Genomic DNA, 26,772 nt, shown 5'->3' on the forward strand with positions numbered 1-26,772 from the left:
ATGAGATTCCGTAGACGTCTCGCCCTCCTGTCGGCGGCTGCCCTGGCCGCCACGGGACTGGTGGCGACCGCTGGTGCAGGGTCCGCCTCGGCCGCCACCGTCCCCGTGGGCAAGGGAAGTCACAGCGATGTCCGGCCGGCCGGAACGCAGGGACCGTCCAACAACAGCGGTCAGGCGGTCGAGCCGAAGGTCACGTCCGCCGTGGCGGACAAGCCGGTTCCGACCAACGACTGGTGGTCCTCACTGGCCTTCCAGCGCTTCGCCGCCAACCCGTGGTCCGAGAACATGTACGGACACCCCCTCACCTACAAGGCGGTGTCCGGCGGACTCGAGGTCGGCCATCCGACCACGCACCAGATCGTCGGTGAGGGCCGCCAGTACGAGTTCCCGCACAAGCCCGACCTCACCCTCGGTCTCACGGGTCTCAACTCACCCGACGCCAAGGCGGACGGCTGGAGCGACTGGACCGTCACTCCGTACTGGAACGACGGGACACGCACCCTGCGGGCGACCATCGGCCACGGCATGCCGTACGTGTACGCCGAAGGCACGGGCGGCGCCGCGCAGATCAGCGCCGCGGCCACGCCGGCCGTGTTCGCCGACCGCGGCAACGTCCTCGGGGTCACCATCTCCGGCCACCACTACGCGCTGTTCGCCCCGAGCGGCAGCGACTGGACCGTCTCCGGCAGCGACATCCGGGCCGACCTCGGCTCCGAGGACTACTTCTCCCTGGCGGTCCTGCCGAGCAAGGACGCGCTCGCCGACTACCAGAAGTACGCCTTCAGCTTCGTGACCGGCTCCCAGGTGGACTGGGACTACCGGGAGGGCGACGGTGAGGTGGAGGCCACCTACAAGCTGATCACCGAGCCGAAGGAGGGCGAGGAGACCGGCACCCTCCAGGCGCTGTACCGCCACCAGTGGCTGCACACCTCCGACCCGCTGACCGACTACACCTACGTCTCGCCGCGCGGTGAGATGAAGGTCCGCGAGGGCACGTCCTTCACCACCGTGCAGAAGGTGAACGGCGTCCTGCCCGGGCTGCCGAGCGCCGCGGGCGTCGACCGGGCCAAGCTCAGGACGTACATCGAGGACGTGCTGGCGCAGGACGACCCGTTCAGCGGCGCCGTCGACACCTACTGGACCGGCAAGGCCCTGGGCAAGCTCGCCCAGCTGGTGCCGATCGCCGACCAGATCGGCGACACCGCGAGCCGCGACAAGCTCCTTGGACTGCTCAAGGCACGTATGCAGGAGTGGTTCACCGTCGGGGGGCCCTCGGAGTTCTCCTACGACCAGAAGTGGCGCACCCTCATCGGCTACCCCGCCTCCTACGGCAGCGACCAGGAACTCAACGACCACCACTTCCACTACTCGTACTACGTGATGGCCGCGGCCGTCGTCGCACAGTACGACCCGCAGTGGGCCGCCGACTCGGAGTGGGGCGGCATGGTCGGGGAACTGGTCAAGGACGCCGCCAACCCGGCCAGGAACGACACCAAGTACCCCTTCCTGCGGGGTTTCGACGTCTACGCCGGCCACAGCTGGGCCGCCGGCCACGAGGCCTTCGCCGCCGGCAACAACCAGGAGTCGTCCTCGGAGTCGATCAACCTCAGCGCCGGCCTGATCATGTGGGGTTCGGCCGTGGGCGACAAGGCGCTGCGCGACCAGGGCGTCTACATGATGATGACCGAGTCGGAGTCGATCGCGCAGTACTGGTTCGACGCCGACCAGCAGGTCTACCCCGAGGACTTCACCCATGACGCCGTGGGCATGGTCTGGAGCAGCGGCGGCGCCTACGCCACCTGGTGGACCGCCAACCCCGAGGAGATCCACGGCATCAACTTCCTTCCCATGACCGGTGGTTCGCTGCACCTGGCCCGGGAGAAGGACATGCTGCGCCGCAGCGTCGCGGAGATGGAGAGGGAGAACGGCGGACCGGCCGTCGAGTGGCGCGACATCTTCTGGCAGGTCCAGGCACTCTACGACCCGGCCAAGGCGATGCAGCAGTGGAACCAGGGGAACGGCGGATACGTGCCCGAGGAGGGCGAGACCAAGGCCCACACGTACCACTGGGTCTCCACGATGAACTCCATCGGCGCCCCGGACATGTCCGTCACCGCCAACATGCCGACGGCTGTCGCCTTCGACAAGGACGGCACCACGACGTACGCCGCGCACAACTACGGCACCCAGGAGTGCTCCGTGGTCTTCTCCGACGGCGGCGTCCTGAACGTCCCGGCGAAGTCGACCGCGTCCGGAGCGGGCGACGACACGAGGCTCGATACGCTCTGCGGCGCCGTAGGCGGCGGTGAGGAACCGCCGCCGGACGACGAGAGGCCCACCGCGCCCGGCACCCCGGCCGCGAGCGACGTCACCGACACCTCCGTCAAGCTGACCTGGGCCGCGGCGACCGACGACAAGGGCGTCACGAACTACGACGTCTTCCGCGGCACCGCCAAGGTCGCCACCGCCACCGGGACCACGCACACCGACACCGGGCTGGCCCCCGGTACCGAGTACACCTACAGCGTCAAGGCCCGCGACACCTCCGGCCAGGTCGGCCCGGCGAGCGGCACCGTGACCGTCACCACCACCGGTGACGCTCCTCCGCCACACGTCACGGGGGACACCTTCTACCCGCGCTCGGGCGGCGGGCTCGCCACCGAGGCGACCGCGACGGCCGGCTCCGACACCATCCCCTCGGCCGGCGGACAGAACAACGACGGAACCCCGAGGACTCCGCTCGTCTACGAGGTGAAGAACGTCAAGGGCACACTGGAAGCGGGCTCCACCACGGCGTTCACCTTCGCCGTGGACGCGGGTACCTCCGTCGGACACGCCCAGCAGGCCCGGGTGTCGTACGACCTGACCGGCGACGGCACGTTCGACCGCGTGGAGACGTACCGCTACTTCGCCACCGACCCGGTCCCCGGCTGGGAGGAGTACTCCTCGGCCCGGCAGGGGCTGCACTCCGCTTCGGGCACCCTCGGTGACCTGGACGGCGGCACCGTTCGCGTCGAGGTCTGGAGCGCACTGGGCAACGGCCCCTCCACCCTCCAGGTGGGCAAGGGCTCGGTGCTGACCATCCCGTTCGCCTGACCACGGGCCCGGTGGCGTGCCGGCCGGGCACGCCTCTCCCACCGGGCGCCCGCACCCGGCCGGGCTCCGGTGACTCCGGGGCCCGGCCACGGCGGCGGGGCTTCTCCTGGTGTGCGTCGGGGCTCCGGTGACTCCGGGGTCCCGACGCAGCCGTCAGGTGGCGGTGAGCAGTGACTCAACGGCCTGTGACGTGGCTGGATGGCGCCTCACGAGCGTGACGCCCGGCGAGGGCCCACCGGCCCCCGCGGCCCACTCGCCGTCACACCCCAGCAACACCGACACCGCGTCGCACGCCGCCGGATGCGCAGCCAGCAGCCCGGCGCCCGACGGGACCGGGGCGCGGGAGGATGCCCAGCCCTCCTCACAGCCGAGCAGCTCCGCCACCGCGTCGCACGCCTCCGGATGAGCCGTCAGCAGCGTGGCGCCGAGGGGGACCTCGGCCGCGGCCTTCGCCCGGGAAACGCCGAAAGGACCCGTCTCCGGCATCCGCCACGGCGGTATCCACGCGTCCAGCGCCGCCAGCCGGCCCGGGAAGATCCGCCCCGCCTCGCGGACCAGCAGCGGAGCGAGGTCCGCCGCGCCGGAGCGCAGGGTGGTGATCAGGAGGGGCAGCCAGGGCAGCAGCACCGTGTCCGGAAGCCGCCCGAACGCGTTCGACACCGCCTCCACCACCACGTCCGCCAGCCCCGGCACCGGCTCCAGGGCCTGCACGAAGCCGCTGAGGTAGCGCGGGTAGGCGGGCACCACCAGCGGGTTGTCCAGCAACTCGTCGCACCGGGCCCGCAGTTCCGCCCGGGACAGGGTGCCGAGCTGCACCTGCGCCGCCCACAGCAGAGCCGTCTTTGACGGGTCGTCCGGGTGCGACTGGGCGACCGCGAGCTCCAGCTGGGTCCGGTCGCATCCCAGCGACAGCGCGAGGCTCTCCATGCTGAACAGGAAACCGAGCATCGCCGCGACCTGCCCCACCGTCGCGTCCTCGTCCCGGAACGCCGTCGGCAGCAGCGTGCAGTAGTGGGCGTACCCCGTCTTGACGAAGGACTCGATCCACCCCGGCAGCACCGGCTCGCTGGTGCGGTAGTACGCCAGCAGCGCACGTGCCCGGCGCAGCACCTCCGGCGCCCCGTCGACACCGCGCTCCGCGGCCAGCACCTTCAGCGCGTGCGTGCCGAGCTCGTCGGCCAGACGGCGGCCGCGCAGAAACAGCAGCGTGTCCTCGACCGCCGCCAGCACGGTCGCGGTCGTCGCCTGCGGCCCGTACGCGTCGCGCCGCAGCCGCTGCTCCAGTACCTGCTCGACGCTGACACCCTCGTAGCCGAGCTCGATGAGGGCGCGCTGGTGGGTGCCGAGGGCCAGGTCCCAGGACTCCTGGATCGACCGCTCACCGAGCCGCCGCTCACCCATGATCGGCCGTGCCGCACCGTGCGGCATCAGCCGACGCAGCATCCACAGGATGTCGGAGCACGTCTCGAGCTCCGGCCGGGACGTCATGTCCAGCAGGGCCCGCTGCACACCGCGCTGTTGCAGCTTCAGCCCCAGCGGCTCGAGCCGGTCGTACACGTCGCGGGCGAGCGGCGGCAGGGCCTCGTAGCCCACCTGTCCGATCCGGTCGCCGCCCATCATGATCTCGACGAGCCGCCGCACGTCCCGCCGGCCGGGGACGCTGTCCTTCTCTATGCAGGTGACCGCCGCGTCCTGGAAGTCGTACGGCGTCGGCTTGGCCCGGTCGCGCATGCCGGCGAGCAGGATGGACGTCTCGAACACGGCGATGGCGTCGGCCGTGGAGGCGAGGTAGCCGTCCCGCCGGGCCGCGCGCACGATGTCCACCGACCAGCCGAGCAGTTCGGCCTCGTCCAGAGAGTCGAGCACGGGTGGCCTGCGCAGGAAGCCGGTCAGCCGGTCGTCGGCCGCCGTGGCCGGCGGCGCCGATACGGCCGGAGCGGCGGCCGCCGGCTTCTTCGCGGACTTCTTCGTCCCCGCCTGACCCTGGAGCCGGTACGGCTTCACCCGGGTCCGCTTCAGGTTCTTCGCCCACTCCGTCGCCGCGATCGACACCGAGCCCGGGGCGAGGCCGAACTGCGCCTCGATCGCGGCGTGACTGGACGGGATCAGCCCGTACTGCCAGGTGGTGGCGGTACGCGGTGAGATCGTGAACGTACCGGCGCTGCCGTGGACGCCGAACTCCTCGACCCGGCTGGCCGCGTGGAACGCCCCGCACACGTACAGGCAGTCCTCCGGGTCCGTGCCGGTCGCCGCCAGGTGTTCGCGCATCCGCGTCCACATGTACCGCTCGCGGTCCTCGTCGACCCGGACCCGGGCGCCGTCACCGGGGGCGAGCCGCCGGAACAGGCTGCCGATGAGGAACATGACCTGGCGGTAGGTGTCATGGCCGGCGGCGCTGTCGCCGAGCGGCACCTCGACGTACTGGTGCCACCACTCCGACCAGTGCCGCACCTTGCCGTGGCGCAGCAGGTGCTCCTCCAGTTCGGCGAATCGCGGACGCAGGTCACCGATCTCGACCCCGACGGCCTCACCGTGCAGCGCGGCCTCCGCCCCGGCCGGTGGCTCGCTCCCCTCCGGGACCTGTTCGCCCCTGCTGTCCCACTGGAAGACATGGTCCGAGGACCGGTCGACCAGGACGAGTTCCACCCCGGGCGTGTCCAGGGCGTACGCGATGGCCTGGTACTCGGCCGACGCCTCGGTGATCGGCGCGACCACCGACAGCGGTGCCCACTCCTGGGGGAAGCCGTCGATGTCACCGGCGAACGCCTGCACCGCCACCGGAAGCCGGCAGTTGCGCAACTCGGTGAGGAGCGGCGCCATGTCCTCGCACAGCTCCAGGTACACGACCCTGGGCTGCTTCTCCCGCAGCCTGCGGGCCATGGCGAGCGCCGAGGCGGGGGAGTGGTGACAGACGGGGAAGATCTCCAGCGGCTCGCGCACCGCGCGGTCCACGTCGTCGACCATGCCGAGCAGGATGCCCTCCAGGGCGTCCTGCCCGCCCGCGAACGTGGTGGCCGCCTCCCGCAGTTGCCCACGCAGCGCGTCGAACGACGTGCCCTCCGTGCTCTGCTGGGGCCCGCTCATGACAGGGTGGCGATCGCGTCGCGGCCGCCCTCCAGGAACTCGGGCCAGGAGCCGCCCTCCTCCTTGCTGCGCGGCTCGACCACTCCGTGCAGGTACTTGTTGAGGATGGCCAGGTCCTCGGGCTCGCGCCGGGTCAGTGAGCCGACCAGCGAGGAGGCGAGGGTACGGGCGGTGAGAGCGCGCTCGCCGAAGAAGTTGCTGTGCAGGACGGCGTCCTCCAGGACACCGATCTGCTCGGCCGTCGACAGCGCCGACTCCAGCTTCTCGTCGTCGCTGCCGGCCGCCGCGGCCGAGGCGCGCAGATCGGCGAAGCTCTGCAGCAGCACGTCGAGCAGGGTAGGCGGCACATCCAGCTCGATCGAGTGCCGGCGCAGCAGCTCCTCGGTGCGGAACCGGACGATCTCCGCCTCGCTCTTCTTGTTCGTCACCACCGGGATGCGGACGAAGTTGAAGCGGCGCTTGAGCGCGGACGACAGGTCGTTGACCCCCCGGTCGCGGCTGTTGGCCGTGGCGATGATGGAGAAGCCGGGCTTGGCGAACACGATGTTGTCGTCGCCGCCCCCGCTCTCCAGCTCGGGGACGGAGATGTACTTCTCGGAGAGGATCGAGATCAGCGCGTCCTGCACGTCACTCGTGGACCGGGTCAGCTCCTCGAAGCGGCCGATGACGCCGCCCTCCATCGCGGTCATGATCGGCGAGGGGATCATCGACTCCCGCGACTGCCCCTTGGCGATGACCATGGAGACGTTCCACGAGTACTTGATGTGGTCCTCGGTGGTGCCGGCGGTGCCCTGGACCACGAGCGTGGAGTTGCGGCAGATCGCGGCCGACAGCAGCTCGGCCAGCCAGCTCTTGCCCGTGCCGGGGTCGCCGATGAGGAGCAGGCCGCGGTCGGAGGCGAGCGTGACGATGGACCGCTCGACGAAGCTCCGGTCACCGAACCACTTCTGCGACACCTCCCGGTCCAGTCCGTCGGCCCGCTCGGAGCCGAGGATGAACAGACGGACCATCTTCGGGGACAGACGCCACGAGAACGGCTTGGGGTTGTCGTCGATCGACTCCAGCCAGTCGAGCTCCTCGGCGAACTTGATCTCGGCGGGCGCGCGCAGCAGGTCGGACATGAAGGAAGAGCCTTTCGTACGGTGATCGAAGAGAGACGTGTGACGCTGCCGCGTCGATCACGTGAGAAACGTCTTGAGTTCGTGCACGAGCTTCTTGATGTGGCCGGAGAGCACCGGCGTACCGAGGTCCTTGAACCGCTCCCGGAACCAGGGGTTGACGCTGCCGCGGCCCCCGCTGGTCACCGAGCCCACCGGGATGAACTTCGCCCCCGAACGGTGGATGGCGGCCATGCTGTCGAACAGTTCGTGCGTGCGCCATTCGTAGAAGTCGGAGATCCACACCACCACCGTGTTGCGCGGCTCCGCGATCTTCGGCTGGGCGAGCGCCATGGCGACGGTGCCGTCGGTGCCCCCGCCGAGCTTCGTCCGCAGCAGCGTCTCGAACGGGTCGTGCGACCACGGCGTGAGGTCCAGCGCCTGCGTGTCGTACGCGATGAGGTGCACGTCGACCTTCGGCAGCCCGGCGAAGATGGACGCCAGGATGGTGCAGTTGACCATCGAGTCGACCATGGAGCCCGACTGGTCCACGACCACGATCAGCCGCTGCGGCGTCGTCTTGCGGCTGGTGTGCCGGTAGTAGAGCCGGTCGACGTAGAGCCGCTCCTCCTCCGGGCTCCAGTTGGTGAGGTTCTTCCAGATGGTGCGGTCGATGTCGAGGTTGCGGAAGACCCGCTTGGGGGGGACGGACCGGTCGATGTCGCCGACCGTGGCCTTCTCCACCTGGCTGCGCAGGACCTGGGCGACCTCGTCGACGTAACGCCGGATGAGCGCCTTGGCGTTCGCCAGGGCCACCCCCGAGAGGTTGTCCTTGTCCCGCAGCAACTGCTCGATCAGCGACATGCTCGGCGTCAGCCGGGAGGCGAGGGCAGGGTCGGCCAGCACCTCGCGCAGGTGCATCCGCTTGACGAGACCGGCCTCGATGGAGCCCAGCTCCGGCCCGATCCCGGGAATCAGCCGGCTGAGATCGGGCGTGGGCCCGCCGACACCGGTACCGGTCGGACTGACGCCCCCTCCGGCCCCCGCCGGCTGAACGCCGCCGCCACGCCCGCCCCGCAGGTCCCCGGGCCGGCACCCCAGCGCCCGCTCCAGCCAGCCCGCGTCGGACTGCCAGCGGGCCAGCTGCTCGGCGGTGACGGTACCGGAGCCGGAGGAGAACACATTCAGCAGCACCTTCGACGCGAGCGCCGCGCGCCGCACCTCCGCCGCCCGGTCACGCGTGGCGTCCTCGTCCGGTGCGGGCGTCATCAGCCCGTCGAGCTCGGCGGCCAGCTCCGGATGCCGCTGCACCACCGAGTCGACCGACGCCCCCGGGTCGAGCAGGGCGGACGGCAGACCGATGTCCTCGACCACGGCCAGGCTCGCGGATTCCAGTGAGGCCTGCTCCTCGGGATCGAAGAGGCGGGCCAGCAGCCGCCAGTACAGCACCTGCCGCCGGTTCTCGTCGGGATCGGGGACCGCGGCCCCGGCAACGCTCTCCTCGCTCATTTCCGCAGCAGCTTTCCGGCACGTTCGCGCAGCACGGTGACGGCGTCGGTCGCCGCCTTCTCGGCCCGCACGCCGGCCTTGTCGGTCGTACCCCCGGCCCATGCCCCCGCATGCACGGCGACGGGCTTCTTCCGCACGGTCCGCTCGACGGCGAGCGGCTGGAGCAGGAACTCCCCGGCGTCCCAGCGCAGCAGCCCGACACACGCACCGGACGAGGCGACGGCCTCCGGGGTGAGCGGACCGGCGGCCGGAACCCGGCCGACGTCCACGGCGAGACGCCCCCCGGCGAACCGGAAGGCCACCCCGTCCTCGCCGTCCTCCACGCCGTACCCCTCCACCAGCACGGGCACGGCGATCCGCGCGGGATGCCGGTCCAGGGGCGAGACCGGGGAGGCGGCCGCGGAGGGCAGCGCCACCCGCGCGGTGGCGAACACGTCGGCGGGCTCGCCCGTCCTGGCCCGGGTGTCGTCCCAGACCAGATCGCCCTCACCGGTGACGGGCATCGCGTCCACGTCCACGGCACGCCCCTCACCCACGGCGGCCAGCAGGGACATGTGCGGCCGGAGCAGCTGCCACAGCCCCGCCCCGACGACGGTGTCGGGCTTCGGCGCGGACACACTGGCCCGCACCAGCCGCGGCGCGCCCCCGTCCGCCGGCTCGAACACGGCGTGTACCTGCGCCTGTACGGCGGTGGCGTGCTCCTGGACGTCGACACCGAGCGGCAGCAGACGGCCTGTCACCTCCGCGACAGCGGGGGCGGAGACCGCACCGGGCAGCGTCAGCAGCATGGCCCGCGACCACAGATCGGCCCACCGGCGCACGGGAACGTGCTCCAGGGACGCTCCGGGGCAGGACGCGGCGAGTTCCGCGGCGAAGCCGTCGAGCAGCGCGGCAAGGCGGCGCAGACCGGGTTCCGGGAGCATCGCGGACACCACGGGCGCGGCCCCGGCGACCAGGTCGTGATCGATCCCGTGCCATCCGGCGCGCGCCAGATCACACAGCCAACTACGCGCGGCCACATGCAGGTTGACCGCGTGCGCCGCATCCCCGGCCGCAGCGGTGCCGCCGTCCTCCCCGGCGCGCGGCCGCCCGACGGCCTCCTCGGCCCGCACGACGAGCGCGTCGTGCACGGAACCGAGCAGTGCGGTGCGCGCGGCGGCGAGCGCCACGAAGTGGTCCTCACCGGCCGCACCGGCCGCCGTCTTCTCGGCCGCCTCGGCGACCCGTCCGGCCAGCGGTGACCCGGCGACGGCCTCGGCGAGCCCGGCGAGCCCGACGGCCTGCGCCGGCTGCGGACGGAGCAGCCCGTCGACGAGGGCCTCGTCGAATCCGTCCACGGCGGTGAGTGCCTCGTCGAGCCCGGTGATGACGTCGGTCAGCAGATCGGTGCGCATCAGGCCACCGCCCTCGTCGTCGGGAACCACTGCATCTCCGGCAAGGGAGCGGTGGTCGGCGCGAATTCGAGATAGGCCAGATGCCGCAGGAACCGGCTGAACACCTGGGCCGCGGCCGAACTGTCCCCCTGAGCGGGCCGCGTGGCGTACATGGCACTGAACACGGAGTGCGCGCCCGGGTCCTCGTCGGTGACCTCGGCCTTCAGGTACCGGGCCACGCGCTCGACGCCGTACTGCAGCACGGCCTCATCCACCAGCGCGCGTATGTGATTGCAGAAACCGCCGCGCGCCCCGCCGCAGGGACGGTTGTTGTTGGTGCTGCACGCGAAGGCGTACGTCCCGGTCTCGACCGACGACACATACACCCGCCCGATGTCCGACCCGCTGGACACCACACCCTGCAAGCGCCCGTCGGCCAACTCGACGAACGGCACCTTGGCCAGCTTCCGCGGCCGCGCGGACGGCACCACCCGCGCCGTGCTCGACCTCTCCCAGACGGACAACGCACCATCTCCCATACATGCGAAAGGGGACGTCCTCGCCGAACCGGCGGAACACGAAAGAATCTATCGACGACCACTGACAACGCCGCCCGGACCGGGGCCCCGGCCCTGCGGGCGCTCTTGACGCGCGGCGGAGGACGCGGTGTGCGGCGGCACCTTTCCGCCGTCGACCACCCGGCCGCGCGGCACCGCCGGTGTCCGGGGGCGTAGCAGGTCCCACGGGTGGCCAGGACGATGGGCCCCACCGGTGGAAATGTGCGCTTCCCGTCCGTCCCGCAGGCGCCACCCGCACCGGCCGCGGGCGACGCATCACCAGGAGCCGGCCCCGGGGGCGCGGGGTGGTGACGGGCCACCTCCCCGATTCATGGCGGCAGGCGAGTCCCGTACGCGTGAGGCGCATCACTCCTGGATACCCCCCGGGGCATAAGACGGGCCCTGCTACGGTTGAGTCATGGCATACCCCCCTGGGTATTTCTGAAGGCAAGCGAGCAGGAGTTCCCCGCATGGTTCCCGAGATCGACCAGCAGCGGTTCGCCGAGGCGCACACGGCAGGCGCCCTCGTCGTCGACGTCCGCAACAGCGGCGAGTACCGCGCCGGCCACGTCCCCGGCGCCCGGTCGGCACCTCTTCCCAACCTCCCTCTCGAACTCGCCGGGCTGCCCAAGGACCGGCCGGTCCACGTGATCTGCCAGAGCGGCGGCCGCAGCGCACAGGCGACCTCCCTGCTCCGCGACCTGGGCTACGACGCCCACAGCGTCAGCGGCGGCACCGCCGCCTGGATCGACGCCGACCGCCCCGTGGTCACCGGTGACGAGCCCGGCACCCGCCCTGTCCCGACCACTTCGGAGGAGACGCGATGATCACCGTCCTGCCCGTCGAGACCCCCGGCCTGGGGGACCGCACCTATCTCGCCCACGACGGCGTCGTGGCCCTGGTGGTCGACCCCCAGCGGGACTACGACCGCGTCACCGCGCTGGCCGACGCCGCCGGAGTGCGGATCACCCACGTGTTCGAGACGCACATCCACAACGACTACGTCACCGGCGGCCTGGCCCTGGCCCGTGAGGTGGGCGCGCAGTACCTGGTGAACGCCGACGACGAGGTCTCCTACGAGCGCACCCCGGTGCGCGACGGCCAGGTGATCGACGTCGGTGACACCCTGCGGGTGCGGGTGATCCACACCCCGGGCCACACCCACACCCACCTGTCCTACGCCCTTGAGGCCGACGGGCAGCAGGTCGCGGTGTTCACCGGAGGCTCCCTGCTGTACGGCTCCACCGGACGGCCCGACCTGCTGGGGCCGGACCACACCGACACCCTGGTGCGGGCACAGTGGCGCTCGGCGCGCCGGCTGGCGAAGGAACTGCCGGACGAGACGGCCGTCTACCCCACCCACGGGTTCGGCTCGTTCTGCTCCGCGACCCAGGCCGCCGGACTGTCCAGCACGATCGGCGAGGAGAAGCGGACCAACACCGCGCTGACCGCCGACGAGGAGGCCTACGTCGAGCAGCTCCTGGCGGGCCTGGATGCCTACCCGGCCTACTACGCCCACATGGGCCCGGCCAACTCCGGCGCGCCCGGCAAGCCGGACCTGTCCGCGCCGTCCGTGGCGGAACCGGCCGAGCTGCGGCGCAGGATCGAGGCCGGGGAGTGGGTGGTGGACCTGCGCGACCGCACCGCCTTCGCCGCCGGGCACCTGGCCGGCAGCCTCAACTTCGGGCTGGACGGCCAGTTCGTCACCTACCTGGGCTGGCTGATCCCGTGGGGCACCCCGGTCACCCTGCTCGGCGAGAGCGCCGCGGACGTGGCCGAGGCCCAGCGTGAGCTGGTCCGCATCGGCATCGACCGCCCGGCCGCCATGGCCACCGGCGGGCCCGAGGACTGGACCGGCGGCGAGCCCCCGGCCTCCTACGACCGCGCCACCTTCGGCGACCTCGAGGCCGCCCTGGCCGGCGGCGACGACGACCTCGTCGTCCTGGACGTGCGCCGCAACCAGGAGCGCGACGAGGCGCACATCCCCGGCTCGGTGCACATCCCCATCCACGAGGTGCCGGGGCGCCTGTCGGAGATCCCCGCGGGCCGCCTCTGGGTGCACTGCGCCGGCGGCTACCGCGCCGGAGTCGTCGCCGCGCTGCTCCACGCCCGCGGCCGCGACGTCGTCGCCGTCGACGACAGCTTCGACAACGCCCTCGACCTGGGCCTGTGCACCCTCCGCTCCGACATCCCCGCGACCCGCGACAACCGACAGGAGACCAACGCGTGACCACCCCCACCACCCCCCGCAGCCTGACCATCGACGAACTGCGCGCCAGGCTCGACTCGACCCACCCGCCGCGCCTGCTCGACGTCCGCTCGCCCGCCGAGTTCGAGGGAACCCACATCCCCGGCTCCTACAACGTCCCGCTCGACACCCTGCGCGAGCACCGCGAGGAACTGACCCGGCACCTGGACACCGACGTGGTGCTGGTGTGCCGCTCCGGCCAGCGCGCCGGCCAGGCCGAACGCGCCCTCGCCGAAGCAGGGCTCCCCGGCCTGGCGGTCCTCTCGGGCGGCATGACCGCCTGGGAGAAGTCCGGTGCCCCGACCAACTACGGTCAGGAGCGCTGGGACATGGAGCGCCAGGTCCGCCTGGCCGCCGGCTCCCTGGTGCTGGTCGGCGCCCTCGGCAGCTTCGCCGTCCCCGGTCTGCAGGCGCTGTCCGCGTTCGTCGGCGGCGGACTGGCCTTCGCCGCCCTCAGCAACACCTGCGCCATGGGCGTACTGCTGTCGAAGATGCCGTGGAACCGCACCCCGTCCTTCGACCCGCGCAAGGCCGTCGCCCAGCTGGCCGACGGCAGGTGATCAGCATGATGCTGACGCTCGTCCTGGTCCTCGCGCTGCTGGTCGGCGTCTCCCTCGGGCTGCTCGGGGGAGGCGGGTCGATCCTGACCGTGCCGCTGCTGGTCTACGTCGCGGGCATGGACGCCAAGGAGGCCATCGCCACCTCCCTGTTCGTCGTCGGCGTCACCTCCGCCGTGGGCATGATCAACCATGCCCGCGGCGGACGGGTCCGCTGGCGCACCGGCGTCCTGTTCGGGGCGGCCGGCATGGCGGGCGCCTACACCGGTGGACTCCTCGGCGGCCGCATTCCCGACGCCGTCCTGCTCATCGCCTTCGCGGTCATGATGATCGTCACCGCCGCCGCCATGCTCCGGTCCGGCCGCCGCACCGACGGCCCCGACCGGACCCATACGCAGCTCCCGGTGGGGAGGATCCTGCTGGACGGTGCGGCCGTCGGCCTGGCCACCGGCCTGGTCGGCGCGGGCGGCGGCTTCCTCGTCGTCCCCGCTCTGGCCCTGCTGGGCGGGCTGCCCATGCCGGTCGCCATCGGGACCTCACTGCTCGTCATCGCGATGAAGTCCGCCGCCGGCTTCGCCGGCTACCTCTCGAGCGTCCAGATCAACTGGAGCCTGACCCTGGCCGTCACCGGCTTCGCGGTCGTCGGCAGCCTCGCCGGGGCGCGGCTGGCCGGGCGCGTCCCCGCCCACGTCCTCTCCCGGCTCTTCGCCTGGTTCGTGCTGGCCATGGGCACCTTCGTCCTCATCCAGCAGGCCCCCGCCCACATAGCCGTCCCGGTCCTCGCAGCCATCGCCTCACTGGGCGCCGGTGCGGGTGTCTGCTACGGCTTCGTCGCCCGCTGCCCGCTGCGGCGAGCCGTCCACCGGACCTAGTCCCCTGCCGCCCCGGCCCCCCGCTGCCCCGGCGCACGCCCCTTCGGCGCGCCGGGGCAGCGGCATGTCGTGCCGCCGTCCCCATACGCTCCCCGCGGGGCAGGCGGGAGCACCCGTGGAGCGCCGGCGGAATGACCCGCCCCACCTCGGTGTTATGTACCCCAGGGGGTATTCGGCCCCCGAACTTCGGTGAAACGGAAGGAACCGTCCCATGAGCACCGTCGCCCTCACCGCCGCAGACTTCGAGCAGACCGTCACCGGCAACGACATCGTCCTCGTCGACTTCTGGGCCGCCTGGTGCGGACCGTGCCGGATGTTCGCCCCCGTCTACGAGAAGGCCTCCCAGGCACACTCCGACATCGTCTTCGGCAAGGTCGACACGGAGGCCGAGCAGGCCCTGGCCGCCGCGGCGGACATCACCTCCATCCCCACCCTGATGGCCTTCCGCGAAGGCGTCCTGGTCTTCTCCCAGCCCGGCGCCCTGCCGCCCCAGGCCCTGGACCAGGTGATCACCGCCGTCCGCGGGCTCGACATGGACGAGGTGCGCGCCTCCCTCGCCACCCAGAGCTCCGGCCAGTGACCGCAGCCGGGTCCCCGCCCGGTCCGTAGAGAGGAACACCCATGGTCCAGCTCCCCGCCGACCAGGTACGGTCGGCCGCCAACCGGCTCAAGCGCGCCCAGGGCCAGCTCGCCGGCGTCGTGCGCATGCTGGAGGAAGGGCGCGACTGCGAGGACATCGTCACCCAGCTCGCCGCGGTCAACCGCGCCCTGGACCGGGCCGGCTTCGCCATCGTCGCCAGCGGTCTCAAGCAGTGCCTGACCCAGGAGGGCGGAGCCGACAGCCTCGACACCCAGAAGATGGAGAAGCTCTTCCTCTCCCTCTCCTGAGACACTCCCGCCCTCACCGGGCGGGCCACGACCGGGCGAGGAATCCCGGGGCGCCGTCTCGCCGACCCGCGCGCGGAACCGTCAGGGCGGTCGATTCTCCGGCGCACCGGGCGGTACGCCATCCTGCGGCACCCGTCGCGGCTGAACGCCCTGATCCACGGGCAGGTCCGGGCCGCCGGGCCGCCGGGCCCTTCGCTCTCGGCCCCTGTCGGCTCGCCCAGGCGCGCCGCCGCCGGAGCCCGGCCGTGCGGGAAGCCACCCCGGCGGCGCCCGGGACGGGCGAAGTGCCCCGCCGCGCAGGTCTCCGCGCCCCGCCCGCGGTGTGCCCTGGCTTCGCGGTGGCCCCGCCGGCCTCGCGGCCGCCTTCGTGTGCGCCGGGACCGCGACGTGGGAACGGTGCTCAGGCCAGCGACAGGAACAGCTTCTCCAGACGGGCGCGCATCTGGTCCCGGTCGCCGTCCATCTGTCCGCCCTCGGCCATGCAGTGCTGCAACCCCGTCGCGATGATCGCGAAACCGGCCCGGTCGAGCGCCCGGGAGACCGCGGCGAGCTGCGTGATCACATCCTCGCAGTCCCGCCCCTCCTCGATCATCCTGATGATCCCCGCGATCTGTCCCTGCGCCCGTCGCAGCCGGTTGAGCACGCTCTTCAGCTCGTCGGCCGCCATGTCCAGTTCCACACAGCCTCCTCCATTGATACCCCGCAGGGTATTCTAGTCCGTTCGGCACTCATCCGGACGGAAAGGCAGAGGCAACCGCACGGCGCCCTCACACACAGGAGCACCCCCGGCCCCGTCCACTCCGCTCCGAGCCGCCCAGCGCTGTGAAACCTACGCTGCGAGTCCGCCATGCCCCCCGTCGGCCTGCTGGAACGTACCGTCGCACCCCGGCCGGTACGCCCCACACGGACTCGTCGGCCATCATCGCGATACCGGGCGGATCGCGGATGCGCCCGGTACCCCCCGCCGTCACAGGTGGACCCGTGACGGCCGAATCCGGCCCGGCTGCCCCCGACGTACGAACGCGAGCACTGTTGCACGAGTGCCCCGTGGTGAATGCTGCCTCACAGCAAGTCTCCGAGCCCGGTTGAACCGTTCATGAAGCGACGAACCGCACCGCAGGGAGCCGCTGTGACCGCCGTCCTGACCCTCAGAACCCGTCTACGACTCGTCCTCGCCGTACTGCTCCTCACCCTCGTCCCGATCACACCGGCACTTGCCGCCCCGTCCGCCACGGCCGCCGCCACCGGTGAGCAGGTCTCCGCCCGCGCCGCCCCACGACCGCACGGCGCCGAGGTCGTCGCCGTCACCCAGGTCGCGGACCGCCAGGTCGACCTGTCCGTCCGCTCGACGGCCCTCGGCGGCCGGACGGTCAAGGTCCGTCTCCTCACGCCCGACGGCTGGAACCCGGCCGACCGCCGCCAACACTGGCCCACCTTCTGGCTGTTGCACGGCTGCTGCGGCGACTACACGTCATGGACCGCCAAGACGGACGTCGCGGACATCGACAGCCTGCGCAACGTCCTCGTCGTCATGCCCGAAGCCGGCTGGAACGGCTGGTACAGCGACTGGTGGAACCACGGCGAGGGCGGTGACCCCGCGTGGGAGACCTTCCACACCGTGGAGTTGCGCCACCTCCTGGAGCGCGACTGGGGCGCCGGACGCGACCGCGTGGTGGCCGGCCTGTCGATGGGGGGCCAGGGCGCCCTGCTGTACGCCGCCCGCCACCCCGGCATGTTCAGGGCGACCGCCGCCTACTCCGGTTCCGCGCACCCGCTCCTGAACGAGGAGTCGGTCAACCGCATCATGGGCTTCTTCGCGGGCCAGAACAACGACCCGCTCCGCGTCTGGGGCGACCCGGTCGCCCAGCGCGGTATCTGGCAGGCCCACGACCCCGTCCACCTCGCCAAGCGACTCAAGTCCCTCCCCGTGTACCTGTCCTGCGGTGACGGCACCACCGGCCCCCTGGACCCACCGGGCAGCACCAGCGCCCTCGAGGCCGACTTCAACCGCCAGAACCACGCCCTGGCCGCCGAACTGCAGCGCGTGGGCGCGCAACACGTCACCACCCACTTCTACGGCCCCGGCACCCACACCTGGGCCTACTGGGAACGCGAACTGCACGCCTCACTCCCGATGCTGCTCAACGCCCTGCGGGTCGACGCCTGACGGTGCGCGGTCAGCTCACGACGGCGCCGGTCGAGGTGATGTGGTCCTTCTTGCCGGCGTCGTCGTACACCGAGACGTGGAAGGCCCCTCCCTCAGCGAGGTCGTAGTCGTACGTCGTGTAGTCGACGGCGGCGGATGTGCCGGGCGCCGACACCACTGGCCCCACCGGGTAGATGTTGGAGACTGTGGCGAAATTGAGCTGGACGTAGAAGGTGTCGCCGTCGTTCTTGGTGTCGTAGACCCAGAGCTTCTCGCCGTACGGGTGGAACTCGATCTTCCCCAGCCAGGCTCCTGAGTCGGGGTGGTACAGGTTGATCTTCACGGCCTTCCCGTCGGGGTCATGACGGAAGTAGGTGCCGTCGTACGAGTCGCTGACGGAGCACGGGCAGTTGTCCGTGTCGACGTACTTGAACGACACCTTCGGGTCGGGGTTGTAGGCCTGCGCCGGCGCAGCCGCGCCGAGAGCGGCCGCCGTCATGATCACCACTCCTGTGAGCAGGGCACCCCACTGTCGTCTGATCCTCATCCGTACTGCTCCTCCCTCGTCGGTCCTTGACCCACATGTTTGAACAAGGGGGAAGCGAAGTGACCCTGAAAGGTTGCAGGTTCCCTCCGCCGGCTCCCGGCACGAACATGTCTCCCGCACCGCCACCGGAGAGTGAGAGAGGAAGAGAGAGATATCCCGCTTCCCGCGCATGCGGGCGGTGGCTGCCGGTCCACAGACCCCGGCAGACCGGCCGACGTATCCACCGGACTGCCGGACGGACCCGGCAGGGGACCGGACCCTGTAGAGGGCCGGACTCTCAGCCGATCAGCGCCTCGGTGATCTGCCGAGTGGTCTGGGCGGCGATCCGGGGGTTGACGGCGGCGTAGGAGGTGTAGGCGTTGAGGCCGGTGGCCAGCGCCCAGCCGCGGCCCCGCAGCCAGGTGGCGTCGTCGACGCCCAGCGCGTCGCGGAAGACCGCCCGGTTGCCGGCCGTCATCAGCGTGAAGGCGATCATCAGGTCGCAGGCCGGGTCACCGACGCCGAGCCCGCCGAAGTCGAGGACGGCGCTGAGCCGTCCTCCGCGGGTCAGCAGATTGCCGGTGTGGAAGTCGCCGTGGAACCAGACCGGAGGGCCGTGCCACCCCGGTGCGTCGAGTGCCGCGTCCCACAGTCCGGTCATCGCCGTGGCATCGAAGACGCCGTCGACCCGGGCGATGGCGGCCCGCGTCGCGCTGTCGCGGTCGGCCAAAGGGTGGCCGGTGAGGTCCTCGGTGCGGTGATCGGCCGAAGTGGCCGCCTCGGGTGGCGCGAAGCGCTGCAGCGCGGTGAGGAAGCGCGCCAGTTCGACGGCGGCCGTCTCCGAGTCCGCCAGTGTCTCGACGGTGGCCACCTCGCCGTCCAGCCAACGGGACACCGCCCACGGCCACGGATAGCCGAAGGCGGGCTCACCCACTCCCACCGGTACCGGAATCGTCAGGGGGAGGTGCGGGGCGAGCAGGGGCAGCCACCGTGACTCCTTCCTGGCCTGCCCGATCGCCCCCGCGTGACGGGGCAGCCGGACGGACAACTCCTCGCCCAGCCGGTAGATCACATGATCCAGGCCGGCCGGGTCGAGCCGCTCCAGCGGCAGCGCCGCCCACTGCGGAAACTGCGCGTCCACCAGGCGTCTGGCCAGCGCGGCATCGATCTCGGGGCGGGTGTCCGCGGCTTCGGTGGTCGCCAAGGCAGCTCCTGTGGTCGGCCCGCTCCGGGTGGGGGACGGTCACGGACCATCACACCGAGCGGAGCGGCGGTCTGTCGACCGCTTTTTGCCGCGCACGGCCGTCGCGGCACGGCCTGTGACACCAGCCCCCGCCGGTCGCCCACGCCCTCGTGGGAGTGGGGCGGGCTCCGGTGCCGAGGACGTTCACGCGTGTGCGGAGCGACGCCGCCGGCCCGGCGGCCCCGGTCCGGGGGGAACCGCACTCCTCGGGCTCCGCCCGACGTTCCCGGACCCTGGACAGGTCGAGGTTGTCCGACCTGCTGCGGCCCTACAACCAGGTACTCCTGGGCGGTCCGTGTCGCGCTGTCTCGATTGCTTCACGGTGTTGTCCTGTTTGGGATCCGGCGCCGTACGCGTCGCAGGGTCCCGGTTAACGTTCCTGGTAGCGGGGTCGTACGTCCGTATGTTCGGTACGGCGTGTGCTGTCCTGCTCATGTTCCTGCTCTGGCGCATCACGGGGGTACGGCGAATGGCCATCGAAGACAGCATGTCGGACGGAAGCTCGTCCAGGTCGTGGGGGATGCCCCGGACTGCTTCCCGTCGGCGTGTGCTGCGGCTGGCCGGCGGCGGTCTCGCGCTGGCCGCCCTGGCCGCGGGTACGGTCGGCTGCGACGGGGAAGCGGTGGACGTCCAGGACCCCGGAAGCGCCGGCGGCGACGAGCCGGGCGGTGGCGACGACGGCTCTGGCGACGGCGGTGGTACCGACAGGAACGGCCGGGCCCCTGAGCCGCTGTGGACGAAGTCGACCTCGGCCGAGACCTACGGGGACAACGACGAGCTCGTGGTCGCGGGCGGCGTCGTGATCGCCAGCGGAAGTCCGCTGGCCGCTCTCGACGCCGCGACCGGCAGGCGGAAGTGGTCGCTGCCGGGCGGCACGGTCCCCGGCGCACCCCTGCTGCTCGGCAAGGACACGTTGTACCTCGCCAGCAGCGAGTACGACGGCACCGTCACCGGATACGACCCGGCCTCCGGCAAGGAGACCTGGCGCAGCCACCTGGGCAAGGGCTACCGGCAGCCGCGGCCGATCGCGGTGGACGAGGACCAGGTGTACGTCATCGCCGAGATCCTCGAGGACGACGGTTCGTCCAGGACCAACGTCATCGCGGCCCTCGACAGCACCACCGGCAGGATCGCCTGGAAGGAACAGCGCGACCTCGGCACCCTGCAGAACGGCATCCACGCCGCCGTGCGTGACCGCCACCTCGTCTACACCGACTTCAAGAAGAACCTCACCGTGCGCGACACCGCCACCGGCCGGCAGGTGTGGACGCACAAGACAACGAAGACGAACTACGGCTTCTTCGCCGTACACGGGGAACTGGTGATCGTCCCCCAGGGGAAGAGGATCCAGGCCTTCAACCTGTCCGACGGCAAGGAGAAGTGGGCCCTGGAGACATCGGACTTCACGCTCTTCAAGGAGCCGGCCGTGGTGGAGGACGTGCTCTACATCGCCGACAGCGCCAGGACGGTGCGGGCCGTCGAACCGCGGACCGGCAAGCTGCTCTGGGAGTCAGAGGCGCTCGCGGCCGCCGAACTCCAGGTGCCGCGGCAGTACGTCAAGGCGGGCGGCACCCTCTACGGTGCCACGGACCTGGACGAGAAGGGCGGCATCATCGCGATGGACGCGAAGACCGGTGAGGTGCGCTGGACGTTCAACGACGGCAGCGGCGACCACCACTCCTGGCTGGTGGCAACCGACGGCAAGCGCGTCCTCGCCCTGCACGGAAAGAAGCTGCACGCGCTGCCGGTGTGACGCACACGCCGGACCGGGCGCAGGGTGGTCGGCCCATGTGAGCCGACGGCGTGCCGCCGTCGGGGCGACGACGTCCCGAGTCCGGCCAAGACGCCGATGCCGAAGGCGAGGTGCGGCATGGAGCGATCCCGAAACGCGTCAGCGGGTGCCGGGAGCCGGGAGCCGGGCGGGACCGTGCCGGGTCGTCAGCTTCCGAGACGGGCGCCGGGTGTGTGGCCGAAGGCGCGACGGAACACGTCGATGAAGGTGCTGGCGGACGACCAGCCGCACCGGTGCGCGACGGTGGTCACCGGCATATCCTCGGCCAGCAGCACCAGCGCGTGGTGGAGGCGCAGTTGGGTGCGCCATTGCGGGAACGTCATGCCGAGGTCCCTGTGGAAGAGCCGGGACAGGGTCCGGTCGCTCGCCCCGACGACCCGGCCCAGCTCGGCCAGGGTGCGGCCGTCGGCCGGATCGGCGCGCAGGGTGTCGCACAGCCTCCGTAGCAGGGGATCGGCCGGGGTGGGCAGGTGCAGTGGTTCCTGCGGCGAGGCCCGCAACTGGTCGAGCAGCACGGCGCGCAACCGGTCCCGTTCGGGACCGCTGCCGCCCGGGGAGCGGGTGTAGGCGATGATCAGTTCACGCAGCAGTGGGGCCACGGCGAGGACGGTCGGCGTGGCGAGGCCCAGCGGATTCACGACTGCGGGCAGTCCCACCAGGTGCAACCGGATCTCACCGTGCGCCTGATGGGCGTGGACGGTGCCGGCGGGGACCCAGATGGCGCGGTTGGCGGGGGCGACCCAGGAGCCGGCGTCGGTGGTGACGGCCAGTACCCCGCGGCCGGCGTAGACGATCTGGTGGTCGTCGTGCCGGTGGGCGTCGATCGCGGCGCCGGGAGCCAACCGCTGTGTGCGGGTCGGTGCGGTCGACGTGTGGCGGATTTCCGTCATCGCGTGGCAGTTTATCGGAAGTGCGACACCCGACGGGGAGCCCACCATGGCGGGGTGCGACGGAATCGATCGATCGTCCTGCTGACCGCCGGTCACGCCTGCGTGGACGTCTACCAGGGCGCTGTGGCGTCCCTGGTGCCGTTCTTCGCGGCCGAGCGCGCCTACGGCTATGCCGCGGTCTCGGGCATCGTGCTCGCGGCCTCCCTGCTCTCCTCGGTGGCGCAACCCGTGTTCGGCGCGCTGACCGACCGCCGGCCCGTGCCCTGGCTGCTGCCGACCGGCACGCTACTGGGCGGTCTGGGTATCGGGCTGAGTGGGCTCAGCGGCTCCTACGCGCTGACCCTCGCGTTCGTGGCCGTCTCCGGAGTCGGCGTGGCCGCCTACCACCCCGAGTCCGCCCGGGTGGCCCGGATCGTGAGCGGGGGCAGTCACAGCGCGATGGGCTGGTTCTCGCTGGGGGGCAACCTCGGCTTCGCACTCGCCCCGCTCATGGTCGCCACGGTCGTCGCCACCGGAGGCCTGCATCTGACGCCGCTCCTGGTCCTGCCGGCGCTCGTCGGCGCAGTGCTGTGCCTGCCCGTGCTGAGGGCGCTGGAACGGCACACCGGTGCCGGACGCGGCGCCGCGGTGGCGGACCGGACCGACGACATCGCCTCGTTCGTGAAGCTGACGCTGGCCGTGGTGTGCCGGTCGGTCGTCTTCACCGGACTGAGCACGTTCCTGTCCCTGTACGCCACCGAGCGTATGGGGGGCAGCACGGCGGCGGGCACCGCGGCGCTGTTCGTGCTCTATGTCGGCGGCGCGGTCGGTTCCGTGCTGGGCGGGGCCCTGGCCCAGCGCTGGGACCGGGTCGCCGTCTGCCGCTGGTCCTGTCTGCTCACCGCCGTATCCGTGCCGGGCCTGCTCCTCGCACCAGGCCCGGCGCTGTACCCGTTCGTGGCCCTGGCGTCGACGAGCCTGTACGTGCCGTTCTCCCTGCTCATCACCCTCGGGCAGGACTACCTGCCCTCCCGTGTGGGCACCGCCGCCGGCGTCACACTCGGCCTGACCGTCAGTGTCGGCGGCCTGGCCAGCCCTCTGATCGGGCACCTGGCCGACGCGACCTCACTGCGCACCGCCCTGGCCCCGCTCGTGCTGATGCCCGTCCTCGGCTGGCTGTTCTTCCGCATGCTGCCCGAGCCCGTCCCGCAGGCAGGGGACGCTGCCCCGTCGAAGAACGACGACACCGATGCCGCACTCGGCCGCTCCGGACCCGGTCACCTCTGAGCCGTCCGCCGAGGGAACACCCCACCGGAACCGGCGGACCGGGGCTCCTGCCCGCTGAGGACCGGGGATGTGCCGCCGATCCGTTCCGGCCGTCCTGGCCCCTGCCGTCCCACCACCGGGAGTCCGACAGCGAAGCGGAGTACCGCGAGGGCTGCGCTGCGGTCGTGGTGCTCAACGGGGAACAGTTGGTCGCCTTCAGCGGACCTCCGGCCGGCTGATCGTCCTGCCCGTACTCGACGACCGCTCCCCAGCTGGTCGGACTGCCGCGTGCGGCGACACCCAGGCGGCAGGAGCGCGTCGCGGCCCGTGACACCGGCTACCGCCGGTGTCACCCGCGTCCCCGCGGGAGCGGGCGGGGCTCCGGTGGCGAGGGTGTTCACGCGCGTGCGCGGATGTTCACGCGCGTGCGCTGAGGTACGCATCCAGTTCGGCGGCGCCGGTCAGCATGGCCCGTCCGCGGGCGGACAGCCGGCCGTGCCAGTCGCGCAGTGTGCCCTCCAGAGGCTCCGGTCCACCGGCCGTCCGCACCTGTGCGAGCAGTGGGGCGATCTGCTCCAGCAGGTGGCCGCCGCGCCGGAGTTGATGGGCCAGTCGTGCGTCGCGCACGTCCGCCTCGTCGTAGACCCGGTATCCGGTCACCGGGTCGCGGCGTGGCCGTACGAGCCCGGCGTTCTCCCACTTGCGCAGGGTCGCCGGCCGGATGCCGAGCTCCCCGGCCAACGGGCCGATGAACGTACGGCCGGTCCGGGGCACTGGCACCGCGCTGTCCTGTGCGGCTCCCGTCCGGGGGGAGAGGTCGCGGAGAGCCCTCTCCACGGACTGGAGCGTGCGCCGGTCGTCGAGCAGCTGGGCGTGGCTCTCGTCGATCAGGCGGAACGCCTCGTCGGCCGCGTCCCGGTTCACGGCCTGCATGATCGCCGTCGCCGTCCGGTGGCTGTGGCCGGGGACCAGGGCGAGGAACGCGCGCAGGGCCAGTGCGTGCAGCGGTGTGTAGGTGCGATAGCCGTGCGGCGTGCGGTCGGCGGCAGGAAGGATGCCCGCCTCCTCGTAGTTCCGGACCGCCTGCGTGGACAGGCCGTGCCGTCGGGCCAGATCGACCGGCCTGAGCTTGCCACCGCTTTGAAGGTTCTGCCCCATACGGCGAACAATATCGCGGAAAAGTTTCCACCGAATGTTCAACGATACCGTTGAGGGTATGGCACCCGATCTGAACGACGTCGCCCATGCCGTCGACGCCCCGGCCGTGATGAAGCTGCTTCCGGCCCGCCCACGCGTCCTCGCCCTGGGAGAACCCACTCACGGTGAGGACACTCTGCTCGACCTGCGCAACGAACTCTTCCGGCAGCTCGTCGAGCAGGAGGGATACCGGACGATCGCACTCGAGAGCGACTGCCTGCGGGGCCTCGCCGTGGACGCGTACGTCACCTCCGGGACCGGCACCCTCGACGCGGTCATGGAACACGGCTTCAGCCACGAGTGGGGCGCCTCGGCGGCCAACCGCGAACTCGTCCGCTGGATGCGGGAGTACAACGACGACCGCCCCGCATCCGACCAGCTCCACTTCGCGGGCATCGACGGCCCGCTGGAGATCACCGGCGCCGCGAGCCCGAGGCAGTCCCTCACCGCCCTCCACGGCTACCTCGCGGCCCACGTCGAGGCGGCCCTGCTCCCTTGCACGGCGGAAGTACTCGACCAGCTCCTCGGAACGGACGATCCGTGGACCGACCCGGCCGCCATGAGGGACCCGTCCCGGTCCGTGGGCCGGTCGGCCGGGGCACAGGAACTGCGGCTGCTCACCGACGACTTGGTGGCGCTGCTCGACACCCGGACGCCGCACCTGCTCAAGGCGGCATCGCGGGACGACTGGGACCGGGCACACCTGCACGGACGTACCGCCACGGGCCTGTTGCGCTACCACTCCTGGATGGCCGACCCCTCACCGGCCCGCATGACCCGCCTCCTGGCCACGCGGGACGCGATGATGGCGGGCAACCTCCTCGCCCTCGCCGCACGGGGACCGGTACTCGTCCACGCCCACAACAGCCACCTCCAGCGGGACAGGAGCACGATGCGCATGTGGGACCATCCGCTGCTCGAGTGGTGGAGCGCCGGTGCCCTCGTGAGCGCCCGGCTCGGCGACCAGTACGCCTTCCTCGCCACGGCCCTCGGCACCATCCGGCACCACGGAGTGGACACCCCGCCCCCGGACACCCTCGAAGGGCTCCTGTACGCCCTCCCCGAGGACCGGTACGTACTCGACGCCGGCCGCCTGTCCGCCGCCCTCGGCGACGCGTGCCCCGCTCCCCGCGTCTCCCCGTACTTCGGCTACGCCCCGTTCGACCCGGACCGTCTGCCGCGCACCGACGGGGTCGTGTTCGTCAAGGACGTCCCGCACGGCTGACGCCGTCGCGTACGTCAGGAGTGGGGCAGGGCCGCGGGGCCCGGCCTCGCGACGACCTCGCCGGGCGACAGCGCGGTGTGCCCCCGCTCGCACTCGACCACCACGCGTACCAGGGTCCCGCACTCCTCGTGCCGCAGATCGAGGACCGACCCGTCCCCGCCCCCGTCCCCCAGGTGCGTCTCACCCCACTGTTTCAGCGCCACCAGCACCGGCCACAGGTCCCAGCCCTTGCGCGTCACCCGGTACTCGTTGCGGGAACGGCTGCCGGGCTCCTGGTACGGCACGGACCGCAGGATGCCCGCGGCGGTCAGCTTCCGGAGGCGGTCGCTGAGGACGGCCTCCGACAGGCCGATGTGACGGCGGAACTCGTCGAAGCGACGGACCCCGTTGCAGGCGTCACGCAGGATCAGCAGGGTCCACTTCTCGCCGACCACGCCGAGCGTGAGCTGGACCGGGCAGTTCTCCGTGCTCGTCTCAAGCCACTCCATCCCACCATCGTAGGAGCCTGGCTTCGTGATTGACAGCCAGGGTGACACACCACTAACTTCGCTTTCGGAAGTCAGACCGGGAGGAGCGGGGCTGTGGGACGGACGCGTACGTACGAGTGGGGGGATCCCGCATCCTCGGCAGCCGCCGTCGGGCTCTCCTCCGGCCTGGACTTCCTGCGCGAACTGCAGGCGGGAAACCTGCCCGCGCCGCCAGTGGGCGCGACGCTGGGCATGAGCCTCGACGAGGTGGAGAAGGGGCGCGCCGTCTTCTCACTGCTCCCGGGCGAGGAGCACTACAACCCCATCGGCAGCGTGCACGGCGGGATCTACGCCACCCTGCTCGACTCGGCGGCCGGCTGCGCCGTCCAGTCCACCCTGCCGCCGGGCACGGGCTACACCTCGCTCGATTTGAACGTGAAGTTCCTGCGCCGGATCACGGTCGACACCGGCCGGGTCCGCGCCATCGGCACGGTCGTGCACAGCGGCCGCCGGACCGCCCTCGCCGAGGCCCGGCTGCTCGACGCGACGGACCGCGTCCTCGCCCACGCCACCAGCACGTGCATGCTGTTCCCGCTGACCGCGCCCTGAACGTCATCGGTGATCACACCTCATGGTGATGCGGCGAGGTGACCAGCGCCGCGAACGGCACTTTGACAGCGGCACCCGCGAAGGGCGTGAGCTGCTTCTCCGGACCACGCTGCTTCGCGCACGGTGCAGAAGCGCCGCCCAAGTGAGTGCG

Annotated in this window: 23 protein-coding genes; 12 read left to right on the plus strand and 11 right to left on the minus strand. The window is 71.6% G+C overall.

What is annotated here, in order from left to right; translation table 11 throughout:
- Window positions 1-3,096 (plus strand): glycosyl hydrolase, encoded by a 3,096-nt coding sequence (locus ACZ5C2_RS32105; protein ID WP_468799242.1) that lies wholly within the window; start codon window positions 1-3, stop codon window positions 3,094-3,096.
- A gap of 153 nt (window positions 3,097-3,249) precedes the next feature.
- Here the strand turns inward: ACZ5C2_RS32105 and ACZ5C2_RS32110 are convergent, their stop codons facing one another.
- Genes ACZ5C2_RS32110 through ACZ5C2_RS32130 form a run of 5 tightly spaced genes read right to left on the minus strand, consistent with a single transcriptional unit; the run spans window position 3,250 to window position 10,698 of the window.
- Window positions 3,250-6,180: a DUF5682 family protein gene (locus ACZ5C2_RS32110; protein ID WP_468799244.1), complete on the minus strand. Its 2,931-nt coding sequence runs from the start codon at window positions 6,178-6,180 to the stop codon at window positions 3,250-3,252.
- Window positions 6,177-7,301 (minus strand): ATP-binding protein, encoded by a 1,125-nt coding sequence (locus tag ACZ5C2_RS32115; RefSeq protein WP_468799246.1) that lies wholly within the window; start codon window positions 7,299-7,301, stop codon window positions 6,177-6,179. Before ACZ5C2_RS32115 ends, ACZ5C2_RS32110 begins: the two co-directional genes overlap by 4 nt.
- A gap of 57 nt (window positions 7,302-7,358) precedes the next feature.
- Window positions 7,359-8,786, minus strand: coding sequence for a vWA domain-containing protein (locus ACZ5C2_RS32120; protein WP_468799248.1), 1,428 nt, complete (start codon window positions 8,784-8,786; stop codon window positions 7,359-7,361).
- Window positions 8,783-10,210, minus strand: coding sequence for a hypothetical protein (locus ACZ5C2_RS32125; protein ID WP_468799250.1), 1,428 nt, complete (start codon window positions 10,208-10,210; stop codon window positions 8,783-8,785). Before ACZ5C2_RS32125 ends, ACZ5C2_RS32120 begins: the two co-directional genes overlap by 4 nt.
- A complete protein-coding gene (locus tag ACZ5C2_RS32130) occupies window positions 10,180-10,698 on the minus strand; it encodes a hypothetical protein (RefSeq protein WP_468799252.1) in 519 nt (172 codons plus the stop codon). The genes ACZ5C2_RS32125 and ACZ5C2_RS32130 overlap by 31 nt, the downstream gene beginning before the upstream one ends.
- 488 nt (window positions 10,699-11,186) lie before the next feature.
- Between ACZ5C2_RS32130 and ACZ5C2_RS32135 the strand changes: the two genes are divergently transcribed.
- The 6 genes from ACZ5C2_RS32135 (at window position 11,187) to ACZ5C2_RS32160 (ending at window position 15,281) form a co-directional block, all read left to right on the plus strand.
- Window positions 11,187-11,543, plus strand: a complete 357-nt coding sequence (locus ACZ5C2_RS32135) for a rhodanese-like domain-containing protein (protein ID WP_468799254.1) — start codon at window positions 11,187-11,189, stop codon at window positions 11,541-11,543.
- Window positions 11,540-12,946, plus strand: a complete 1,407-nt coding sequence (locus ACZ5C2_RS32140) for an MBL fold metallo-hydrolase (RefSeq protein ID WP_468799256.1) — start codon at window positions 11,540-11,542, stop codon at window positions 12,944-12,946. The genes ACZ5C2_RS32135 and ACZ5C2_RS32140 overlap by 4 nt, the downstream gene beginning before the upstream one ends.
- Window positions 12,943-13,524 carry a rhodanese-like domain-containing protein gene (locus tag ACZ5C2_RS32145; RefSeq protein ID WP_468799258.1) on the plus strand — a complete coding sequence of 194 codons (582 nt, stop codon included), beginning with the start codon at window positions 12,943-12,945 and terminating at the stop codon, window positions 13,522-13,524. Before ACZ5C2_RS32140 ends, ACZ5C2_RS32145 begins: the two co-directional genes overlap by 4 nt.
- A gap of 8 nt (window positions 13,525-13,532) precedes the next feature.
- Window positions 13,533-14,393 (plus strand): sulfite exporter TauE/SafE family protein, encoded by an 861-nt coding sequence (locus ACZ5C2_RS32150; RefSeq protein WP_468799332.1) that lies wholly within the window; start codon window positions 13,533-13,535, stop codon window positions 14,391-14,393.
- A 211-nt stretch (window positions 14,394-14,604) separates the two neighbouring features.
- A complete protein-coding gene (gene trxA, locus ACZ5C2_RS32155; RefSeq protein ID WP_468799260.1) occupies window positions 14,605-14,973 on the plus strand; it encodes a thioredoxin in 369 nt (122 codons plus the stop codon).
- Window positions 14,974-15,014: 41 nt separating this feature from the next.
- Window positions 15,015-15,281, plus strand: a complete 267-nt coding sequence (locus ACZ5C2_RS32160) for a metal-sensitive transcriptional regulator (RefSeq protein ID WP_468799262.1) — start codon at window positions 15,015-15,017, stop codon at window positions 15,279-15,281.
- Between the two features lie 400 nt (window positions 15,282-15,681).
- Here ACZ5C2_RS32160 and ACZ5C2_RS32165 read toward each other — a convergent pair whose 3' ends face one another.
- Window positions 15,682-15,960, minus strand: a complete 279-nt coding sequence (locus tag ACZ5C2_RS32165; protein WP_468799264.1) for a metal-sensitive transcriptional regulator — start codon at window positions 15,958-15,960, stop codon at window positions 15,682-15,684.
- Window positions 15,961-16,410: 450 nt separating this feature from the next.
- Between ACZ5C2_RS32165 and ACZ5C2_RS32170 the strand changes: the two genes are divergently transcribed.
- Window positions 16,411-17,448, plus strand: coding sequence for an alpha/beta hydrolase (locus ACZ5C2_RS32170; protein WP_468799266.1), 1,038 nt, complete (start codon window positions 16,411-16,413; stop codon window positions 17,446-17,448).
- A gap of 10 nt (window positions 17,449-17,458) precedes the next feature.
- Here the strand turns inward: ACZ5C2_RS32170 and ACZ5C2_RS32175 are convergent, their stop codons facing one another.
- Window positions 17,459-17,974, minus strand: coding sequence for a hypothetical protein (locus tag ACZ5C2_RS32175; RefSeq protein WP_468799268.1), 516 nt, complete (start codon window positions 17,972-17,974; stop codon window positions 17,459-17,461).
- 277 nt (window positions 17,975-18,251) lie between these two features.
- Window positions 18,252-19,157: an aminoglycoside phosphotransferase family protein gene (locus ACZ5C2_RS32180; protein ID WP_468799270.1), complete on the minus strand. Its 906-nt coding sequence runs from the start codon at window positions 19,155-19,157 to the stop codon at window positions 18,252-18,254.
- A 508-nt stretch (window positions 19,158-19,665) separates the two neighbouring features.
- On the opposite strand from ACZ5C2_RS32180, the gene ACZ5C2_RS32185 reads away from it, so the two are divergent.
- Window positions 19,666-20,949 carry a PQQ-binding-like beta-propeller repeat protein gene (locus tag ACZ5C2_RS32185; RefSeq protein ID WP_468799272.1) on the plus strand — a complete coding sequence of 428 codons (1,284 nt, stop codon included), beginning with the start codon at window positions 19,666-19,668 and terminating at the stop codon, window positions 20,947-20,949.
- A 185-nt stretch (window positions 20,950-21,134) separates the two neighbouring features.
- Here ACZ5C2_RS32185 and ACZ5C2_RS32190 read toward each other — a convergent pair whose 3' ends face one another.
- Entirely contained in the window at window positions 21,135-21,878 is a 744-nt protein-coding gene (locus ACZ5C2_RS32190; RefSeq protein ID WP_468799274.1) for an AraC family transcriptional regulator, read from the minus strand.
- A gap of 54 nt (window positions 21,879-21,932) precedes the next feature.
- Here ACZ5C2_RS32190 and ACZ5C2_RS32195 point away from each other — a divergent pair, with 54 nt between their 5' ends.
- Window positions 21,933-23,144 carry an MFS transporter gene (locus ACZ5C2_RS32195; protein ID WP_468799276.1) on the plus strand — a complete coding sequence of 404 codons (1,212 nt, stop codon included), beginning with the start codon at window positions 21,933-21,935 and terminating at the stop codon, window positions 23,142-23,144.
- A gap of 396 nt (window positions 23,145-23,540) precedes the next feature.
- Here ACZ5C2_RS32195 and ACZ5C2_RS32200 read toward each other — a convergent pair whose 3' ends face one another.
- Window positions 23,541-24,281 (minus strand): TioE family transcriptional regulator, encoded by a 741-nt coding sequence (locus ACZ5C2_RS32200; protein ID WP_468799278.1) that lies wholly within the window; start codon window positions 24,279-24,281, stop codon window positions 23,541-23,543.
- 58 nt (window positions 24,282-24,339) lie between these two features.
- On the opposite strand from ACZ5C2_RS32200, the gene ACZ5C2_RS32205 reads away from it, so the two are divergent.
- Window positions 24,340-25,545 carry an erythromycin esterase family protein gene (locus ACZ5C2_RS32205; protein WP_468799280.1) on the plus strand — a complete coding sequence of 402 codons (1,206 nt, stop codon included), beginning with the start codon at window positions 24,340-24,342 and terminating at the stop codon, window positions 25,543-25,545.
- A 14-nt stretch (window positions 25,546-25,559) separates the two neighbouring features.
- Here ACZ5C2_RS32205 and ACZ5C2_RS32210 read toward each other — a convergent pair whose 3' ends face one another.
- The gene (locus tag ACZ5C2_RS32210) at window positions 25,560-26,033 is read right to left on the minus strand and encodes a winged helix-turn-helix transcriptional regulator (RefSeq protein ID WP_468799282.1); all 474 of its coding nucleotides are present in this window, start codon (window positions 26,031-26,033) and stop codon (window positions 25,560-25,562) included.
- A gap of 93 nt (window positions 26,034-26,126) precedes the next feature.
- Between ACZ5C2_RS32210 and ACZ5C2_RS32215 the strand changes: the two genes are divergently transcribed.
- The gene (locus ACZ5C2_RS32215; RefSeq protein ID WP_468799284.1) at window positions 26,127-26,621 is read left to right on the plus strand and encodes a PaaI family thioesterase; all 495 of its coding nucleotides are present in this window, start codon (window positions 26,127-26,129) and stop codon (window positions 26,619-26,621) included.
- The last annotated feature ends 151 nt before the right edge of the window (window positions 26,622-26,772 follow it).

This window comes from Streptomyces sp. NPDC031365, assembly GCF_055569765.1.

Bases quoted from the DNA above. Each gene is read 5' to 3' on its own strand.
- ACZ5C2_RS32105 (WP_468799242.1), top strand. From the start codon at position 1: ATGAGATTCCGTAGACGTCTCGCCCTCCTGTCGGCGGCTGCCCTGGCC.
- ACZ5C2_RS32110 (WP_468799244.1), bottom strand. From the start codon at position 6,180: ATGAGCGGGCCCCAGCAGAGCACGGAGGGCACGTCGTTCGACGCGCTG.
- ACZ5C2_RS32115 (WP_468799246.1), bottom strand. From the start codon at position 7,301: ATGTCCGACCTGCTGCGCGCGCCCGCCGAGATCAAGTTCGCCGAGGAG.
- ACZ5C2_RS32120 (WP_468799248.1), bottom strand. From the start codon at position 8,786: ATGAGCGAGGAGAGCGTTGCCGGGGCCGCGGTCCCCGATCCCGACGAG.
- ACZ5C2_RS32130 (WP_468799252.1), bottom strand. From the start codon at position 10,698: ATGGGAGATGGTGCGTTGTCCGTCTGGGAGAGGTCGAGCACGGCGCGG.
- ACZ5C2_RS32135 (WP_468799254.1), top strand. From the start codon at position 11,187: ATGGTTCCCGAGATCGACCAGCAGCGGTTCGCCGAGGCGCACACGGCA.
- ACZ5C2_RS32140 (WP_468799256.1), top strand. From the start codon at position 11,540: ATGATCACCGTCCTGCCCGTCGAGACCCCCGGCCTGGGGGACCGCACC.
- ACZ5C2_RS32150 (WP_468799332.1), top strand. From the start codon at position 13,533: ATGCTGACGCTCGTCCTGGTCCTCGCGCTGCTGGTCGGCGTCTCCCTC.
- trxA (WP_468799260.1), top strand. From the start codon at position 14,605: ATGAGCACCGTCGCCCTCACCGCCGCAGACTTCGAGCAGACCGTCACC.
- ACZ5C2_RS32160 (WP_468799262.1), top strand. From the start codon at position 15,015: ATGGTCCAGCTCCCCGCCGACCAGGTACGGTCGGCCGCCAACCGGCTC.
- ACZ5C2_RS32175 (WP_468799268.1), bottom strand. From the start codon at position 17,974: ATGAGGATCAGACGACAGTGGGGTGCCCTGCTCACAGGAGTGGTGATC.
- ACZ5C2_RS32185 (WP_468799272.1), top strand. From the start codon at position 19,666: ATGGCCATCGAAGACAGCATGTCGGACGGAAGCTCGTCCAGGTCGTGG.
- ACZ5C2_RS32190 (WP_468799274.1), bottom strand. From the start codon at position 21,878: ATGACGGAAATCCGCCACACGTCGACCGCACCGACCCGCACACAGCGG.
- ACZ5C2_RS32200 (WP_468799278.1), bottom strand. From the start codon at position 24,281: ATGGGGCAGAACCTTCAAAGCGGTGGCAAGCTCAGGCCGGTCGATCTG.
- ACZ5C2_RS32205 (WP_468799280.1), top strand. From the start codon at position 24,340: ATGGCACCCGATCTGAACGACGTCGCCCATGCCGTCGACGCCCCGGCC.
- ACZ5C2_RS32210 (WP_468799282.1), bottom strand. From the start codon at position 26,033: ATGGAGTGGCTTGAGACGAGCACGGAGAACTGCCCGGTCCAGCTCACG.